16 protein-coding genes and 1 other RNA gene are annotated in these 17,294 nt (G+C 38.2%); 7 read left to right on the plus strand and 10 right to left on the minus strand.

Annotated elements, in window-relative coordinates; all coding sequences use genetic code 11:
* Nucleotides 1-100 precede the first annotated feature (100 nt).
* Entirely contained in the window at nt 101-994 is an 894-nt protein-coding gene (locus CW736_RS01055; protein WP_101012154.1) for a hypothetical protein, read from the minus strand.
* A gap of 43 nt (nt 995-1,037) precedes the next feature.
* Here CW736_RS01055 and CW736_RS01060 point away from each other — a divergent pair, with 43 nt between their 5' ends.
* On the plus strand, nt 1,038-1,394 hold the full coding sequence (locus tag CW736_RS01060; RefSeq protein WP_101012155.1) for a TM2 domain-containing protein: 357 nt from the start codon (nt 1,038-1,040) through the stop codon (nt 1,392-1,394).
* Between the two features lie 77 nt (nt 1,395-1,471).
* On the opposite strand, the gene aroQ is transcribed toward CW736_RS01060, so the two are convergent.
* Together aroQ and CW736_RS01070 are read right to left on the minus strand one after the other, a co-directional pair.
* On the minus strand, nt 1,472-1,888 hold the full coding sequence (gene aroQ / locus CW736_RS01065) for a type II 3-dehydroquinate dehydratase (protein WP_101012156.1): 417 nt from the start codon (nt 1,886-1,888) through the stop codon (nt 1,472-1,474).
* 97 nt (nt 1,889-1,985) lie between these two features.
* Entirely contained in the window at nt 1,986-2,534 is a 549-nt protein-coding gene (locus CW736_RS01070; protein ID WP_101012157.1) for a hypothetical protein, read from the minus strand.
* Nucleotides 2,535-2,716: 182 nt separating this feature from the next.
* On the opposite strand from CW736_RS01070, the gene xerD reads away from it, so the two are divergent.
* Nucleotides 2,717-3,613, plus strand: coding sequence for a site-specific tyrosine recombinase XerD (xerD, locus tag CW736_RS01075; protein WP_101012158.1), 897 nt, complete (start codon nt 2,717-2,719; stop codon nt 3,611-3,613).
* Between the two features lie 143 nt (nt 3,614-3,756).
* A complete protein-coding gene (locus CW736_RS01080) occupies nt 3,757-4,704 on the plus strand; it encodes an aldo/keto reductase (protein ID WP_101012159.1) in 948 nt (315 codons plus the stop codon).
* A gap of 542 nt (nt 4,705-5,246) precedes the next feature.
* Here the strand turns inward: CW736_RS01080 and rny are convergent.
* The 4 genes from rny to CW736_RS01100 form a co-directional block, all read right to left on the minus strand.
* Complete coding sequence (rny, locus tag CW736_RS01085; RefSeq protein WP_101014977.1) at nt 5,247-6,818, minus strand: ribonuclease Y; 1,572 nt, start codon at nt 6,816-6,818, stop codon at nt 5,247-5,249.
* A 46-nt stretch (nt 6,819-6,864) separates the two neighbouring features.
* Nucleotides 6,865-6,975, minus strand: a non-coding RNA gene (gene ssrS, locus CW736_RS01090) — 6S RNA.
* Between the two features lie 54 nt (nt 6,976-7,029).
* On the minus strand, nt 7,030-7,320 hold the full coding sequence (locus CW736_RS01095; RefSeq protein WP_101012160.1) for a cell division protein ZapA: 291 nt from the start codon (nt 7,318-7,320) through the stop codon (nt 7,030-7,032).
* A gap of 2 nt (nt 7,321-7,322) precedes the next feature.
* Nucleotides 7,323-7,610: a hypothetical protein gene (locus CW736_RS01100; RefSeq protein ID WP_101012161.1), complete on the minus strand. Its 288-nt coding sequence runs from the start codon at nt 7,608-7,610 to the stop codon at nt 7,323-7,325.
* Between the two features lie 187 nt (nt 7,611-7,797).
* On the opposite strand from CW736_RS01100, the gene CW736_RS01105 reads away from it, so the two are divergent.
* Nucleotides 7,798-9,438: a M23 family metallopeptidase gene (locus tag CW736_RS01105; protein WP_232735377.1), complete on the plus strand. Its 1,641-nt coding sequence runs from the start codon at nt 7,798-7,800 to the stop codon at nt 9,436-9,438.
* Between the two features lie 9 nt (nt 9,439-9,447).
* Entirely contained in the window at nt 9,448-11,940 is a 2,493-nt protein-coding gene (locus CW736_RS01110; protein WP_101012163.1) for a carboxypeptidase-like regulatory domain-containing protein, read from the plus strand.
* Nucleotides 11,941-12,219: 279 nt separating this feature from the next.
* Here the strand turns inward: CW736_RS01110 and CW736_RS01115 are convergent, their stop codons facing one another.
* Nucleotides 12,220-13,377: a cysteine desulfurase family protein gene (locus CW736_RS01115; protein WP_101012164.1), complete on the minus strand. Its 1,158-nt coding sequence runs from the start codon at nt 13,375-13,377 to the stop codon at nt 12,220-12,222.
* A gap of 73 nt (nt 13,378-13,450) precedes the next feature.
* Here CW736_RS01115 and CW736_RS01120 point away from each other — a divergent pair, with 73 nt between their 5' ends.
* Nucleotides 13,451-14,425: a hypothetical protein gene (locus CW736_RS01120; protein ID WP_101012165.1), complete on the plus strand. Its 975-nt coding sequence runs from the start codon at nt 13,451-13,453 to the stop codon at nt 14,423-14,425.
* Here CW736_RS01120 and CW736_RS01125 read toward each other — a convergent pair.
* The gene (locus CW736_RS01125; protein WP_101012166.1) at nt 14,394-14,924 is read right to left on the minus strand and encodes a Smr/MutS family protein; all 531 of its coding nucleotides are present in this window, start codon (nt 14,922-14,924) and stop codon (nt 14,394-14,396) included. The two genes, CW736_RS01120 and CW736_RS01125, sit on opposite strands and share 32 nt — an antisense overlap.
* A gap of 3 nt (nt 14,925-14,927) precedes the next feature.
* The gene (locus CW736_RS01130) at nt 14,928-15,143 is read right to left on the minus strand and encodes a hypothetical protein (protein ID WP_101012167.1); all 216 of its coding nucleotides are present in this window, start codon (nt 15,141-15,143) and stop codon (nt 14,928-14,930) included.
* Nucleotides 15,144-15,247: 104 nt separating this feature from the next.
* On the opposite strand from CW736_RS01130, the gene CW736_RS01135 reads away from it, so the two are divergent.
* Nucleotides 15,248-17,254: a T9SS type A sorting domain-containing protein gene (locus tag CW736_RS01135; RefSeq protein WP_101012168.1), complete on the plus strand. Its 2,007-nt coding sequence runs from the start codon at nt 15,248-15,250 to the stop codon at nt 17,252-17,254.
* Nucleotides 17,255-17,294: the final 40 nt, after the last annotated feature.

The raw sequence follows: 17,294 nt of genomic DNA on the forward strand, positions 1-17,294 counted from the left end.
TGAACCTTAAGTAAAATTATAAATCCCCTTTGAAAGAAATTTTCAAAGGGGATTTTATTTGGCCTGATTAAAAGTTATTTCCAATAATTAGCCCTCTTAATTAGAACTTTTTAACCTTTGGCTTTTCCTTATAAAACACAAAAGTCACTTCCTCCCCTAACTGAAGGTTAGAGGCCAGATCAATGATTTCGCCATTTTTTTTCATCAATTGTATTTTGGCCGTGTTAGGTGGTTTTCTACCTAAACTTACCGCCTTAAGTGAAATGGTATTTACAGCATCTATTAAAGTCAGCTCCAATTCTTTCTTTTTTGCTACAGGGCTGTAAGCGCTTAATATCTTGTTTCCGTTAATGGTCAGGTCTATTTGATCACCGTCCACTTCTCCATCATCCCAAATAATTAATTTTAAATATTCTTCTTTCCAGAAAATGTTTAATCGCTCCCCACCTTTCAAATCGTTTTTCGCATACCTATTGAACATTTTATCCATATTGATTTTTTGCTTGACACTATCTGCAATGCGGTCCATACGGTTCACCCGTTTTTGAAATTTATCGGTGCGTTTCTGTATTTTCTCTGCTGCTGTCATGACCAACTGCCCATCAATACAGCTCGTCAAATCGTCGTAATAGCCTTTAAAGGTTCCTTCTATTTCTGAGCGCCCATTTAGTCTTCTCATATTACCGGTAAAATAAACATTGCAAAAATCCAACTGTTTGATATCTGACTTGGTATAGATGATATCCACCTCTCTAAATTCCATTAGGTTCTCTTTATCATCATACCTACCTACTATAGCAGCCTTAGTTTCATGTTGACCATTAAGGTCTGTATAAGAATAACCTTTGATCATTCCGTTCGTCTCTTTAAAGTCTAGTCTATAAGGGATCAAAGAACTATCTGGTAGTTTTAAAAGTCCTAAATATTCATAGGTCTGACCGTAAAGATTAGTCGCACAGAACATTAAATACACGACAAGTAGTTTATATTTCATAAAATAATATATATTTGGTTCAAATATAAACAACTAACTTCTTATGAAAACAAAATTAACTCTAGCTCTTATGAGCGTATTTATGATGGTAAGCAGCTTTGCTTTTGCATCATTTCCTGTAGAAAGACAAGTAACAACTCAAGTGGTCACACTAGAGAACGGTACGAGTATAGAAGAATCTACAGCTACATTAACTTCTCCGGCGGCTGTTGCTTGGTCAGAGGATCAGACTGTTGCTCTACTTTTATGGTTTTTCCTAGGAGGATTTGCAGCACACCGTTGGTTCCTAGGGAGTCCATGGTACTGGAATGTATTGTTCATTTTAACTTTCGGTTTCTTTTTTGTAGGATATGTCATCGATGGAATTGAAATTATAACAGGAAGTTACCCTGGTCTATAATTTTTAAACCATTAAAATTAAAAGCTCGTTTAGAATTTATTCTAAACGAGCTTTTTTTATGATCTCTCATCTGCGGATTAAATAAAACTCTTCAATGCTAGTTCATAACTCTTCAGTCCAAAACCACTGATCACACCCACAGCATGTTTAGAGATATAAGATAGGTGTCTAAATTCCTCTCTATCCATCACGTTAGAAATATGCACTTCTACCACAGGCGTCTTAATTCCAGCTACAGCATCTCCTATACCTACAGACGTATGCGTATAGGCACCGGCATTTAAGATCACAGCCTCAAAACCATCTTCCTCTGCTTGCTGAAGTTTATCGATGATCTCTCCTTCTATATTGGACTGGAAGTAACCCAGCTCTACCTCTTTAAATTGAAATTGTAGTTCTGTAAAATGATCTTCAAAAGTTTTAGAACCGTAAATTTCAGGTTCGCGCTTGCCCAGTAAATTTAAATTAGGACCGTTAAGGAGGAGTATTTTCATGGGTTAAAGATATTGGTTATTCCGCTTTCGCGAAAGCGAGACTTAAAAAAAGCAGCTCCGTTAAGAACTGCTTTTGTGTTATTGAATAAGAGTAGCCTTAGAAGTAAAGAGCAAATCCTACGTTAAATTGAAAAACACCTTGATCAGTGAAATCTTCATTTAATGAATAATTGTATCTTAAACCTGGCTCTATAGAAATAGTATCGCTAACAAACCATGCATAGCCAGCTCCTAAACCTAACCAAAGAGGAGTCTCTCCAATAAAATTCTCAGCACCATCACCAGAAGCTCCTGTGATGTCTAATGTTAATGGAATCAAACTTTTAATGTAATACTTGGCCCCTAAACGGTAAGAAAAAGAACTTGTAGCATCTCCTTGATCTGGACTAAAACCTCCATATCCTAAACCTGCTTTGATTGCAAGATCATCCATTATAAAGTAACCACCATCTAATCCAATATTGTAAGAAGAGCTTCCATCACTTGAAGCAAAATACAAGCCTGTAGTACCCAACATTGCATTTCCAGTGTTAGCTTCTATAAGCCATTTACCCTCACTAGTCGGCCCTCCTGTAGAGTCATCCTGAGCGTTAGACATTCCCAATCCAAAAGCTACAAATGCAGCACTTAATAATAATTTTTTCATAATAAGTTAAATTAGTTCAAAGTAAATTTAGAAAAGCTGTAGGACAATAAATGTTAATTATATCTTAATTTTGTTCCTGTTTATTATACAATCTACTCGTAAACAGCATATTGTATAAGACTTGACTTTTAATAAGAACTCAAGAGCCAAAAGTCTTACTTTATAAATTCTACCTTTACCTCATGAAGTGGAATCAAGCCATAAAAGACTTTGCTATCTATTCTCAGTTAGAAAGAGGATTATCTATCAATACGATAAAAGCTTATAAGAGGGATTTAAAAAAACTCTCCCTATGGCTGGAAGAAAATCAGATGGATGACCTTCCTATTTCTATTTCTCAAGACAGCCTGCGGACTTATATTTATGAATTGGCTAAAAGCGTACAACCCCGTTCTCAAGCCAGAGCTATCAGTAGCTTAAAAGTATTCTTTGAATACCTCATTTTAGAGCGTTACAGAGAAGATCAACCTATGGCGCTCATAGAATCTCCTAAAACAGGTCGCAAACTACCAGACACTCTAAGCACTACAGAAATAGACCTGTTGATCAACAGCATCGATCGCTCTACACCGGAAGGAGAACGCAATCGTGCCATGCTAGAAACTCTTTATGCCTGTGGTTTGCGCGTCAGCGAATTGATCACCCTTAAAATAAGCGATCTATTCTTTAACGAAGGCTTTTTAAAAGTGACGGGTAAAGGAGACAAGCAACGATTTGTTCCTATAGGGACCTACACGATTGAAATTATCGAACTCTACAAAAACGAAGTTCGTAATCATGTTCCCATAAAACCAGAGCATAGCGACACCCTTTTTCTCAATAGAAGAGGCGCTGGACTTACCAGGGCCATGATTTTTCATATCATCAAACAGCAAGCAATCCAAGCTGGAATCAAGAAATCCATAAGCCCGCATACGTTTAGACATAGTTTTGCGACCCATTTGTTAGAAAACGGTGCCGATTTAAGATCCATTCAAATGATGCTAGGTCACGAGAGCATCACTACAACAGAAATTTATATGCATGTGGATCGCGCACATCTTTCTAAAGTGATGCAAAAACACCACCCTAGAGCTTGATCATTGTAAATAGCTTTGTTGCTCGTTAAGAACTGGACACGCACTACTGCCTATTGATTCTACTAAAATTTTGATAAAAGGAGGGCTGTTTTTTGGTATCCGCTTTCGCGAAAGCTAACTTTAACACAAACAAATACGACAGCATGAAAACTTTAAAGTTTAAAAATGGCGACCAAATGGCCGCAATAGGATTAGGAACTTGGAAATCAAAGCCAGGCGAGGTGAAAGCAGCGGTCATCACAGCACTAGAATCTGGATACCGACATATAGACTGCGCAGCCGTCTACGGAAACGAAAAAGAAATAGGAGAAGCCTTTAATGAAGTGTTTTCTAAAGGAACCATCAAAAGAGAAGACGTCTGGATCACTTCTAAGCTTTGGAACAATGCGCATTTAAAACAAGACGTTGCCCCTGCTTTAGAACAGACACTGAATGACCTGCAATTGGATTATCTGGACTTATACCTCATCCACTGGCCAGTAGCTTTTAAACCTGAGGTATCTATGCCAGAAAAACCGGTAGATTATCTTTCTCCAGAAGAGGCGCCTGTTCATGAAACTTGGAATGCTATGCTAGCTCTTAAAAAGGAAGGCAAATCAAAACACATAGGAGTTTCTAATTTTTCTATTAAAAAACTAGACGACCTTCTTTCAAAAACAGATGAAGTTCCTGAAATGAATCAGGTAGAATTGCATCCGTTGTTGCAACAAAACGAACTTTTAGCATATTGCTCTAAAAAAGGAATTCACTTAACGGCTTATTCTCCTTTGGGAAGTGGTGACCGCAGTGAAGGTATGAAGCAAGAAAATGAACCTAATATGCTAGAAAATGACAGCATCAAGTCTATAGCAAACAAGCACAACGCCAGTCCCGGACAAGTATTGATCAACTGGAGTGTCAGCCGTGGCACAGCGGTTATTCCTAAGTCCACTAATGAAGGCCGCATCAAGGAAAACCTGGCATCAGATTCTATAGATTTTGACAAAGAAGATCTCAAACAATTAGCTGACATGGATCAACAGTACCGTTATGTGACTGGAAAGTTTTTTGAAGTTCCAGAAAAAGGCTATGATAATATATATGATGAATAAATGTTAGGCAGTAGGCAGTAGGCAGTAGGCAGTAGGCAGTAGGCAGTAGGCAGTAGGCAGTAGGCAAAAAAGCTCCAAATCAATAAATTGTTTTGGAGCTTTTTTTAATAGTTATATTGAGGTTAATAGGTGTGGTGTGAGACCTTTCTCAAGAACACTTCGGCAGACTTAGCTCAGCGCATTCTACAGTCATCTCCAAGTACCACATACCTACTTAAATTGTTTAAAAAGATATATCAACAATAGGCTATGAACAGTTGAAAGCACCGCTTTCAATGAGCTAACAATAGTTTGGTATTCTTGGGTTGTTGATTTAATACTTTCACGTTACCACAACACCTCTTAACAATGATCTTCATTCTTATAGAAAAAGGTCTCGACTGCCGCTCGACCAAGCATTGTGAATGAGCTTTTTTAAATTAAAACTCTATATGAAAAATAAGTATTCCACATTCAAAGACTTAGAATTGATTAAAAAATAGGCCATAAAAAACTCCCAATAACTAAAGTTATTGGGAGTTTTTATATACAATTCCTTAAAGTTACTTAGCGATATTCACCGCTCTAGTTTCTCTAATTACCGTCACTTTCACTTGACCTGGATAGGTCATATCAGTTTGGATCTTTTGTGATATTTCAAAGGATAGTTGTGCAGCACGATCGTCGTTGATCTTTTCACTTTCTACCATCACTCTTAATTCACGACCTGCTTGAATCGCATAAGCTTTTTCAACACCTTTAAATCCAAAGGCGATGTCTTCTAGGTCTTTTAATCTTTGGATGTAAGAATCCAACACTTGTCTTCTTGCTCCTGGACGTGCACCACTTATGGCATCACATACTTGAACTATAGGAGAAAGTAAAGAAGTCATCTCGATCTCGTCGTGGTGAGCTCCTATTGCGTTGCAAACTTCTGGCTTTTCACCATGCTTTTCAGCCAGTTTCATACCTAGAATAGCGTGAGGAGTTTCATCTTCTGTTTCTGGCACTTTTCCTATATCATGCAACAATCCAGCTCTTTTGGCAAGTTTTGCGTTTAAACCTAGCTCTGCAGCCATAGTTCCACACAATTTTGCTACTTCCCTACTGTGTTGTAATAAGTTCTGACCGTAAGAAGAACGGTATTTCATACGTCCTACCATTTTGATCAATTCTGGATGCAATCCATGAATCCCCAAGTCGATTACCGTACGTTTTCCTACATCAGCAATTTCTTCATCGATTTGCTTTCTGGTTTTTGCAACCACTTCTTCAATACGTGCTGGGTGGATACGACCATCAGTTACTAACTTATGAAGCGATAAACGTGCTACCTCTCTACGTACCGAATCAAAACAAGAAAGAATAATGGCGTCTGGAGTATCGTCTACAATGATCTCCACACCAGTTGCCGCTTCTATCGCACGTATGTTACGTCCTTCACGACCTATGATACGTCCTTTTACATCATCACTTTCTAAGTTAAAAACAGATACACAGTTTTCTACTGCTTCCTCTGTCCCTATGCGTTGAATAGTGTTGATAATTATTTTACGAGCTTCCTGTTGAGCCGTTAATTTTGCCTCTTCAATGGTGGACTGAACGATACCCATGGCTTCGGTCTTTGCTTTGTCTTTTAAAGACTCGACCAGTTGCATTTTTGCATCTTCTCCAGACATCCCGCTGATTACTTCCAGCTGTTTGATTTGAGATTCATGCATCTTATCCACCTCTTCCATGCGCTTGTAAACGGACTCCCGCTTTCCTTCCACGTCATTAAGCTTGCTTTCTAGCGACTGGTTTAACTTTTTACTTTTAGAAAGTTCATTAGAAACGGTAGACTCTTTATCTTTTGTGCGTTTCTCAGCATCTTTCATTTTTTGCTCTCTAGACATGATTTCTTTTTCATGTTTAGACTTCAATTCCATGAATTTCTCTTTACCTCTAAAAAGTTTTTCACTTGAAATTTTTTCTCCTTTTATCTCTGCGTCTTTAAGAATAGACTCTGCATCTTTTTTTGCTGTTGCGATAAGGCTCGATGCCTTCCCTTTTTCAACTATTGATTTTGCTATAAAGAAGCCTATTGCTAGACCTACTACCAGCGCCACTACGGCGTATATAATTGTTTCTGTCATTGGTTTTTGTGTATAAAAAAAACCTGCACAAGTTTGGGTTTTGAATGAACTCCTTATATAAAGTATAAGGTTAACTGGCTGATCAAGGATCCGGCGCATAGGTCCGGCTTGCTTTTACAACCACGACTCACCTTTTTTAAAGAAATACGTGTTGAGTTCACCAAAAAATGTAAACAAGTGCAGGTAGTAACTGTTTGTTATTAAAGAACGGCTATGACAACTGCTTATCTAGCAACAAGTTAAGAACATTTAATTGTTCTTTAGCTTGTTCCACATCGGCACTATCATCTATGGTAATTTGCTCAGATTTTGCAGCAAACTGTAACGCGCACATAGCGAGAAGATCTTGTTTATCTCTCACGGCATAGCTTTGTTCCAGTTGCTTCATCATGACTTCTATACTTTTTGCTGCTTTACGCAAACCTTCTTCTCGAGAAGGATCTATAGTTAGTGGATAAACCCTATCAGCTATTGAAATTTTTATTTTGAGTTTATCTGCCAATGTTATGTCAATTGTGCAATACACTGATCGATCTCTCTAATCAATGCATTTATTTTGAGCTTTGTTTTTGTTTTATATTCATCACTACCCAGCATTGCATTAGCAGTTTTAAGCGCTACATTTCTATCTTCACTTTCCTTAAACGAATTGACAAGCGCATTATTTTCCTTTTCAAGTTCATAAACACGTTGTTCCTTATCACTCATTTGAGCTTTTAATCTAGTATTCTCTGATAGTAAAGACTTGATCTTTAGCTCTATTTCAGTAATTTGAGAAGATAATGTAGGCATACTCACTAATTAATACTGTAGATACAAATCTAGGATTACCATCGGACAAATCAAATAATAATGGAACAAAGTTTGAAAAGCTTTACGTTAATCGATTATCTCATTATATCTTTAACTCATGATTAGACTATTTTTTTACTTTCTGGCTGTTTTTTTATGTGTATTTCGCTTTGGCGAAAGCCAAACCATGAACAATCTACCTCAAAATTATTTTGCAAATCCTCTTGATCTGAACCTGAAACTTAGCGGCACTTTTGGCGAACTGAGATCTAATCATTTTCACAGTGGTCTCGATATCAAAACAAATCAACGCACCGGTGCAAACGTACTTGCGACCGCTTCTGGTTATGTGAGTCGTATTAAAATCGAACGTTATGGTTATGGAAAAGCGCTCTACATCACGCATCCTAATGGATACACCAGCGTTTATGCACATCTTGAAAAATTCTCGCCTCGCATAGAAAACTATGTAAAGAAAAAGCAATACCAAAACGAGTCCTACAGCATACAGTTATTTCCTAAAGATCTCGAATTGAGAGTTGACCAAGGTGAACAGGTTGCTTATAGTGGTAATTCTGGCGGTAGCGGTGGGCCACACCTGCATTTTGAAATTAGAGATAGTGCAGCCAGGCCCATCAACCCTTTGCTGATGGGAATAGAGATTCCAGACACAAAAAGACCTCTTGTAAAACAAATTAAAGCTTATCCTTTAAAGGAAACCTCTACTATAAACGGAAAACACGAAGCTCAACTTTTAAGGTTAATTCCTTTAAAAGGAGGCAAATTTAAAGTAGAGCCTTTTAGTGCTTATGGAGAAATAGGAATAGGTGTCAACACCATCGATCAACAAAATGGAGCAAATAACCAAAACGGAATTTTTCATATGGTAACTCATTGGAACGGTACCCAAATTTTTGAAATCACCTTTGATCGATATGCCTTTAACGAGTCCAGATACATCAATCAAATGATCGATTACGAACATTTTAAAACTACTAAAAGCCGCATCGCTAGATTGTATATTCCTGAGGGAAGCCCGCTTAGTTTATATCAAAACGACGTCAATAAAGGCGTCTTACAACTCTTTGACGCAGGAACTACTCATTCTTACCGCATCGCCATAGAAGACTATAAAAAGAACGCCGTAGAAATAAATATGAGTATTAAAAATGATGCCGGACCAGGCGCCCTGATATCTCCTACTAATGGCCAACTCACCTATGTAGATCACAACATTACTTACAAGGAACAAAAAGGTGCCTTTTCTTTAGTGATTCCCAAAGGAGCACTTTATAAAAGTCTTCTTATGGACATTTCACAAAATGCAGACACCCTTCAGGTTCACAGCGACATTATTCCTCTTCATAAGAACATAGTCATTAGTTATAATATCAGTGCTAAAGAAAACGACAACCTCAAACAGTACTACATAGGTAGAGTAACGGATTGGGGTGCTGTTTATCATGTCAACACAAAAAGAAGAGGAAATATCCTAAGCGCGGCTACCAGAACTCTTGGGACCTACGCTATAAGTAAAGATGACGTACCTCCTACCATCATACCCGTCAACTTTAAAGACAAGCAATGGATTACTAACAATAAAATATTAAGCTTAAAAATAGACGATGCAGAGACTGGAGTAGATGCATATCGAGCCACGGTTAATGGAAAGTTCATTTTAATGGAGTACGATTATAAAACTGGAGTGCTCACACACGATTTTGAAGATGGAGTCGTTACTGATACAGAAAATGAGCTCAAAGTTATCGTTACTGATAATGTAGGAAATAGCACTACATTTGAAGCTACATTTTATCGTAAAAGCTAAACCGACAATTTGAAGAATTTCTTACTATTTATTGCGTTACTCTCGACCTGTTTGCTGTATGCCCAAGAGGCCATCATTCAAGGAATTATCTTAGATGAAAACAACAAGCCCATCGCAGATGTTAACGTAAATGTTTTAGGAACAACTCTAGGAACCGCAAGCGACAATACCGGTTTTTACAGACTCGTTGTCCCCGCAAATCAGAAGATCACTATTGTATTCACTTCCATTTCTTTTAAGTCTGCTACTCAAAATTTTGAATTGGATGGAAAGGCACCGTTTGAATTTAATCCTGTACTAAAAACGGCCATTGAACAAATGGGTACCGTAACTATTAAAAACACCAGAACTAAAGAATTTGCTGGAATTACAAATGTAGACCCTAGGGTAGTGAGGGCAATTCCCGGCGTACAACCTGGTGTAGAAAACCTATTAAAATCACTTCCAGGGGTTTCCTCTAACAATGAATTAAGCACGCAATATGCCGTACGAGGTGGGAATTTTGACGAAAACCTCGTATACATCAATGAAATCGAAGTATACCGACCGTTTTTAATACGCAGTGGCCAGCAAGAAGGATTGAGCATTGTGAATGCTGATTTAGTGCGCAATGTAGATTTCAGTGCGGGTGGTTTTCAATCAAAATACGGTGACAAGTTGAGCTCTGTTCTTGACATTGAATACCGACGCCCAACAGAATTTGGCGCAGGAATAGACGCCAGCTTTTTAGGTGTGAATGCTTATATGGAAGGTACCGCTTTCGCGAAAGCGGCCACCGGAATACTGGGATTGCGGTATAGAAACAACAGTCTATTTGTGAATTCTAGAGAAACAGAGGCTATCACTAGACCCGTTTTTATAGACGCACAAACCTATTTTACTTATCAGGTGAACCCAAAATTTGAGCTGAGCTTTTTAGGAAATATTGCGATCAATAGTTACGAATTTGAACCGCTTACCTCGCAAACTAATTTTGGAACTGTAGATGATGCACAAGCCTTGATCATCAATTACGACGGAAGAGAAAACGATCAGTACGAGACCTATTTTGGCGCAATGAAAGCCAGTTATGATGTCAATAAACTATTGAATTTACGTTTTATAACCAGCCTTTACCACACCCAAGAGCAGGAACATTTTGATATTTTAGGACGCTATCGCATCGGTCGACCCAACACAGATATAGGTGGTGATGACCTAGGAGAAGTTGATTTTACAAGAGCAATAGGTAGTGAGTTGGATCACGGACGTAATGACTTGGATGCGCTTATCCTAAGTCTAGAACACAAAGGAACATTAGTACTTGACAGTGGTAAAAAAGAAAATGACCAGCTGGATTGGGGATTGAAATTTAATACGGAAGACATAAGAGATCGCGTAAGAGAATACACCGTAATTGACAGTGCTGGTTTTAATATCAGGCCACCTTCAGTTCCCGCAAATGACCAGCCTTATTTCTCCTACGTGGCTCCACTAGATGCCTTTGAGGCCGTAAGCGCAGATAATGATGTTCAAGTAACCCGATTACAAGCGTTTGCTCAATACAGCAGTCGTGGGTACTTAGGAGATCATGAGGTTTACTGGAATGCTGGTATGCGTTCGCACACTTGGAACGTCAGTGGAAGCGGTATTACAAGTACGACCCAAACTGTTTTTTCTCCTCGCGGGCAAGTAGCTATAAAGCCTTATTGGACCAACACCAATATGCTTTTTAGATTCTCTTCTGGCCTGTATTACCAACCGCCATTTTACAGAGAATTACGAGACCAACAAGGAGTGGTAAATCCAAGCGTAAAAGCTCAAAAATCAGTACATTTTGTAATGGGAAATGATTGGAGTTTTAACTGGACTCCAGAAGACGGAGAAAAAAGACCTTTTAAATTGACTAGTGAAGCGTATTACAAGAACTTAACTGATGTCAACACCTACACCTTAGAAAATGTAAGGATACGCTACCGCGCAAACAACGATGCAACTGCTTATGCTTACGGTCTGGATGTAAGACTGGCCGGTGAGTTTATCAAAGGAACTGAAAGTTGGATTTCCCTAGGCTATTTAAAAACAGAGGAAAATCTAAATGGACGTGGTTTTATAGCCAGACCTACAGATCAACGACTTAAGGTTGCCTTTCTCTTCCAAGATTACGTCCCTAACATCCCTAATCTCAAAGCATATATCAATATGGTCTATAGCTCTGGGCTCCCTGGTGGATCCCCTAGCTATGCAGATCCTTATGATTTCCAATTCCGTTTAAAAGACTATTTTAGAGCAGATCTAGGTGTTCAATTTGTATTGGTAGACGATAAGAAGAAAGCCAAAGAAGGTAGTTGGTTAGAAAACTTTGATGAACTTTCTATAGGTGCTCAAATCTTTAATATTTTTGATTATGAAAACAATATTTCTAATCTTTGGGTAAGAGATGTAGCTACTAGTGCGCAATATGCCGTTCCTGTAAGACTGACTCCTAGAGTGTTTAATTTAAGGTTGATTGCTAAGTTGTAGGATTAGGTATGTGGTGAAATTAAAAAATCAGATGAGAAAATTGCCTTTTTATTTGTTGATCTTTTTGAGTTGTGTTGTTTAAAAAGGGCCATCTGATTTCACCAAACTAGCTTGTAAGGTTGTGAAAATTGCATTCTTTCTAAAACATAAAATCGCAAGAAGAATTTCTGTAATCTTAAAAACAGACTTACAAAAAACTATAGCGGTTCTTAGTTGGGTCACTGAAAACATCAGTTAAGCCCATGCGATGATAGAAAATGAAAGGTTCCTTAGATAACCTTAGACCACCATTGCTTGCAAATACTCCTTCAACACCCCTACTACATAATCCAGCTCTTCTTTTGTATTGTAAATTGAAAAGCTAAAACGCAAACTAGGCTTGTTCAAATCTTCTTCTGAAAGTACACTGGTCAATACATGAGAACCTTTTTGAGAACCACTCTGGCATGCACTTCCCTTAGAACAGGCAATACCTTTTAAATCCATAGTAAATAAAAGCATCGCCGCTTTATCTGCTGGACATGGTAAACACACGTTCAATAGCGTATAGGTGCTATTTTCATGATCGCTGCAATTCCCATTAAATTTGACTCCTGGTACATGAGCTTCTAGTTGGTTCTTGAAATAGTTTTTAAGATCTAGAACATAAGCGCGATCTTCTTCCAAGTTATCATAAGCCATTTTCATAGCCAGATCCATACCTACAATATTGTGGACACTTTCAGTCCCCGCTCTAATACCTCGTTCTTGAGATCCACCTAAAATAATAGGTTTCAGACCGGTTCCTTTTCTTATAAAAGCAAAGCCTACTCCTTTAGGTCCATGGAATTTATGAGCAGATACCGCAGTAAAATCTACTGGCAACTTAGCCAAATCCATTTCATAATGCCCAACCGATTGTACACAATCGCTATGAAACAGAGCATTGTATTTTTTGCACAACGTCCCTACTCGATCGATGTCTAACTTATTACCGATCTCGTTATTGATGTGCATCAAAGAAACAAGTGTTTTCTTATCGCTAGAAGAAAGTAAGTGTTCCAAATCTATATAATTGGGCGTACCGCACTCTTTTAATTTCACGTGAGCGACTTCAGTTCCGTATTTTTCTGCACAGTAATCTACAATGTAAATGACGGCATGATGTTCTATAGAAGTAGTAATAATACGTTCTACGCCTAGGTCGCGTACACAACTATGAATAGCTAGGTTATCTGCCTCTGTACCACCAGAGGTGAAAATAATTTCAGCTGCGGTGACGTTGAGTTGAGCAGCAATATTTTTACGGGCAGTTTCTACAAGCGACTTTGCACTGCGCCCAAACTTGTGTGTGGAGCTGGGGTTCCCATGCACTTCACTCATTACTTCAGTCATTCTCGTGATGACTTCTGGCCTCATTTGTGTGGTCGCTGCGCTATCTAGATAAACATGTTTCATAAAGGCAAAAGTAAATTATTTACAATAAAAATGAGACTTTAGCGCTTTAATATGATTGACTACTTTTGTAAACATGAAAAAACTGCTGTACCTTATTTTTCCTATAGTTTTAATAGGCTGTGATGATGGAGATATCATTACTAATGACTTTGATTTTGAAGATTCTAGTGTAGAAGCCTGTGACCCTACTCTTGTCTCGGGTAGTGTGAATAATTACGTTTTTTATAAAAACGAAAATACCAACTTTGAAAGCTTGGTACTACAGTTTACTACTGCTGAAGACATCTTAAACGCAGATGGGGAATACGGGCCATTCCAAATAACGTTTAACGGAGCCAACACATTTGAATACCGCAAATTCGATGCTGCCCCAGGATCTAATTATTACTGCAACAGCATACCGCCTAGTTCTCCAAGAGTTACAGAAGTCTACACCGCTATGGCTGGAGATCTTTATATAAATACTGAACCCCGCACTGATGATGACGATGATGGCATTCCAGCCGCTGCAGAAGGAGCAGAATTTATAGATGGTATAATTGACCCGGCGTCCAGTCAAGATAGTGACGGTGACGGAATTCCAGATTACCTGGACATTGATGATGACGGGGATAATGTGCCAACTGATCAAGAAGGTGTTGTTTTAGGAACTAATGGGAGTGTAAATGTCGCCGCTAGTAGGGATACTGACGCAGACGGGACACCAGACTACTTAGATACTGATGATGACGGAGATGGGGTGCTTACGATTAATGAAGATACCAACCGCGATCTAGACCCTACTAATGACATTGCTCTTGGCTCTACCGTACCTAATTACAGAGACCTTTCAATAAATTCACAAGCAAATCCAGTTATTGTGCAATACAGAGAGCACACCATACAACGCATCACCCAATTACGCATCAGTATTACTAATTTGAGTTTACAAAATGACCGAGAAGAAATTGTTTTTGAATCGTACCCATTTGGAGATTTTCTAAAAGAAGCGGTTCAATTGAGTTGCACACCACCCTTTACGGGTTCTGGTGGATGTATATTTCAGTAGCACCGCGACCGTACTTCTGGTAATCGGCATCATAAAACTTAATTTGTCCGTAGCGCTGGAAGAGGTAATTCAACTCTTCTTTGAGCACGCCTTGACCTACTCCATGAATAAATACTAGTTTTGGAATACGGCTTTGTATGGCCCATTCTATTTTATGCCTTGCCGTATCAATTTGAAGATTGAGTTTATCATAAGCGTCCATTCCACGTTCTGACTTTACGAGTTGGTGAATATGTAAATCAACTTCTACTGCTGGAATAAAAGCAGCTTTTTTTCTAGAAACAAATCTTGTTTTTGATTTTTTAGGCGCTGGTTCTTCCTTGCGCACGACATTAGTCACTTTGAAAGACCTGTCTAAAATCAACTCGCTTTGGTGGTAAGTTATTTCAATGCCTTCATCTGTTAAAATGGTTATTTGTTCCGCTTTCGCGAAAGCGACCACTCCACCAAATTCATCATCCAAAACCAACACCCGTTCACCTACATTAAATCCAGACATGTGTTATTCTTCTTCTTCATTTTCTTCATTCAAATGATCGTCTCGATGCTCCGCCCAATGATTGCTCGCCCGGTAAGCGCCAAACATGAGAAACAGGAGCCCAAAAATCTTAAAATAGACGTTTACAGACTCCATAATAACCGAATACCATAAAAATATAGCACCCACTAGTATAAAAAATGCATTTATAAATTGTAATTTGTTGTTCTTAATCGGCATTATATTTATTTGATCTAATTAATGCAGCAAATCTAAAAACTTATCTAAAAATATTAAGGTTTAGCATCGTAAAATTATATTTTTGCAGTGTTAAAGTTCTTACTATGAAGAAAATATTATGTTTATTTTTAGTCGTGTTCGCTATTCAAATGGCAACAGCTCAGCTTTGGGTAGTCGGAGATAATTTTGTTTATTCAAAAGGTACAGATATCTTCGTGAAAGATAAGATTAACCTGGATAGCGATTCCAAAATATATTTAAGAGAGGAAGCTCAATTAATACAAGATAATGATGTAGAAAATGAAGGAGATGGTATTATTTCTGTATTCCAAGAAGGAACCTCTAATGCATTTACTTACAATTACTGGTCTGCACCAGTAGGAAAAACATTAACAACATCTGGTAATGAAGGTTTTTTAAATTCCCAAATCAAATATCCTACTGTAGATACTTCAACCATTACCTCTACTGATTTAACAACCACCGCAGGAATTTCTACAATACTTCCCTACGGCTCAAGCAACGGTGTTACTGATGATGGTAATATAGGTGGTACTCCACTGCGCATTGCTGGAAGATGGTTATGGACATATGATAGTGGTGGCAACCCTCTTACTGGTTATGCAGGATGGACTATTTTTAATGGTAATCAGACTACTCGTACTGGTTATGGTTTTACTATGAAAGGTGTTCAAGGTATGGGGACGTCCCCTAACAATGGCACTTTTAATGGAGCAACTGGTCAACGATATGATTTTAGAGGTCGTCCTAACAATGGTACGATTCTAGTAGGCGTTGGTAATGATAACGGTACTCTTGCTGGTAACCCGTATCCAAGCGCTTTGGATATGAAAAAGTTTATTAAAGAGAATGCTACAGACACAGGACTTAACTCCGTAAAAATGGATCCATGGGTAGAGTTTTGGGAATCACAAGTAGAGACCTCTCACTCCTTAACAAGTTATTTAGGTGGATATTCCAGATACGTACCTATGGGGTTTGATCCTGGAGTATTGAGTGGTTTTGCTACTGAAGGAGTTTATTTAGAAGCTATTTTTAGAAGAACAGATAACAATGGTAACATCATGACCAGCACAGCAACTTCGAGTAGTGGATCTGGACCTCCTCCCCCAATAGGATTTGGAATTGACGGTAAAAGAAGGTTTGCTCCTGTAGGTCAAGGGTTTTTTATATCTAGAACCAACTCTGAAATGGTTTTAACACCGTCCTCTTTTGCACAAGACGAAACACCAAACATTACTAATGGTGTGGCCTTACCAAGTGGTATCATAGGAGAAGAAATTGAGTTTAATAATACTATGCGTGTATTTGAAAAAGAGAATGGGACTAATTCTATTTTCAAATCTGCTCCTGGAAACGCTAGCTCTAATCCGCAGGATGCTTTAATTGCACGTCAAATACCTAAGATGATTTTAAACGTTGTCCCTAACGGGTTATACGCAAGACCACTTACTTTTGCTTTTCACGATAGTACTTCACAAGCATATGATTTTGCTTGGGAAGGACCTATTTCTGGAAGAATAAATACAGATGCTTATATCAAAATAGGTGCTTCTGGTGAGTATGCTCTTTCTTCACAAGCATTTGATGAAGATATGACTTTACCTATAGGAGTTCAGGTAGCTAGCAGCTTTACCGCTCCGATTGATGTGGAATTTGAACTTGCTTTTATGATCAATTTTGATCCTACCAATGTCTATTTACACGATATTCAAACTGGCGTATATCACGACATCAAATCTGGAAACAAAACTTTACTCATTGCACCAGGCCACTACACCAACCGTTTTGAAATAACATTTAAAAACACTTCTGGCACGTTAAGCAATAACAGTCTTGAAGCTACTAACTTTGATGTTTTCCAAAACAATAGAAATAAAGAATTGACTGTTTTAAATCCAGCCTTAGAAGAGATAGCAAATATTTCTTTATACGATCTTGCTGGAAGACAAATATTCTCTAGCCAGCCGTCATCAAATGAGGCTAGTTACAGTTTTGATACTGCCACTTTATCAAGCGCTATTTACATTGCAAGAGTAACTACAACTAATAATAAAGAAACTGCTGTCAAAGTAAGCGTTTCTAACTAATACAATGACAGTGCTCATGACTGATAGCTGGATGCTACCG

It is taken from the genome of Nonlabens sp. MB-3u-79 (genome assembly GCF_002831625.1).
Lineage (GTDB): Bacteria > Bacteroidota > Bacteroidia > Flavobacteriales > Flavobacteriaceae > Nonlabens.

Excerpts from the sequence above, each read along its gene's own strand:
- CW736_RS01055 (WP_101012154.1), bottom strand. The coding sequence starts at position 994 with ATGAAATATAAACTACTTGTCGTGTATTTAATGTTCTGTGCGACTAAT.
- CW736_RS01060 (WP_101012155.1), top strand. The coding sequence starts at position 1,038 with ATGAAAACAAAATTAACTCTAGCTCTTATGAGCGTATTTATGATGGTA.
- aroQ (WP_101012156.1), bottom strand. The coding sequence starts at position 1,888 with ATGAAAATACTCCTCCTTAACGGTCCTAATTTAAATTTACTGGGCAAG.
- CW736_RS01070 (WP_101012157.1), bottom strand. The coding sequence starts at position 2,534 with ATGAAAAAATTATTATTAAGTGCTGCATTTGTAGCTTTTGGATTGGGA.
- xerD (WP_101012158.1), top strand. The coding sequence starts at position 2,717 with ATGAAGTGGAATCAAGCCATAAAAGACTTTGCTATCTATTCTCAGTTA.
- CW736_RS01080 (WP_101012159.1), top strand. The coding sequence starts at position 3,757 with ATGAAAACTTTAAAGTTTAAAAATGGCGACCAAATGGCCGCAATAGGA.
- rny (WP_101014977.1), bottom strand. The coding sequence starts at position 6,818 with ATGACAGAAACAATTATATACGCCGTAGTGGCGCTGGTAGTAGGTCTA.
- CW736_RS01100 (WP_101012161.1), bottom strand. The coding sequence starts at position 7,610 with ATGCCTACATTATCTTCTCAAATTACTGAAATAGAGCTAAAGATCAAG.
- CW736_RS01105 (WP_232735377.1), top strand. The coding sequence starts at position 7,798 with ATGAACAATCTACCTCAAAATTATTTTGCAAATCCTCTTGATCTGAAC.
- CW736_RS01115 (WP_101012164.1), bottom strand. The coding sequence starts at position 13,377 with ATGAAACATGTTTATCTAGATAGCGCAGCGACCACACAAATGAGGCCA.
- CW736_RS01120 (WP_101012165.1), top strand. The coding sequence starts at position 13,451 with ATGAAAAAACTGCTGTACCTTATTTTTCCTATAGTTTTAATAGGCTGT.
- CW736_RS01125 (WP_101012166.1), bottom strand. The coding sequence starts at position 14,924 with ATGTCTGGATTTAATGTAGGTGAACGGGTGTTGGTTTTGGATGATGAA.
- CW736_RS01130 (WP_101012167.1), bottom strand. The coding sequence starts at position 15,143 with ATGCCGATTAAGAACAACAAATTACAATTTATAAATGCATTTTTTATA.
- CW736_RS01135 (WP_101012168.1), top strand. The coding sequence starts at position 15,248 with ATGAAGAAAATATTATGTTTATTTTTAGTCGTGTTCGCTATTCAAATG.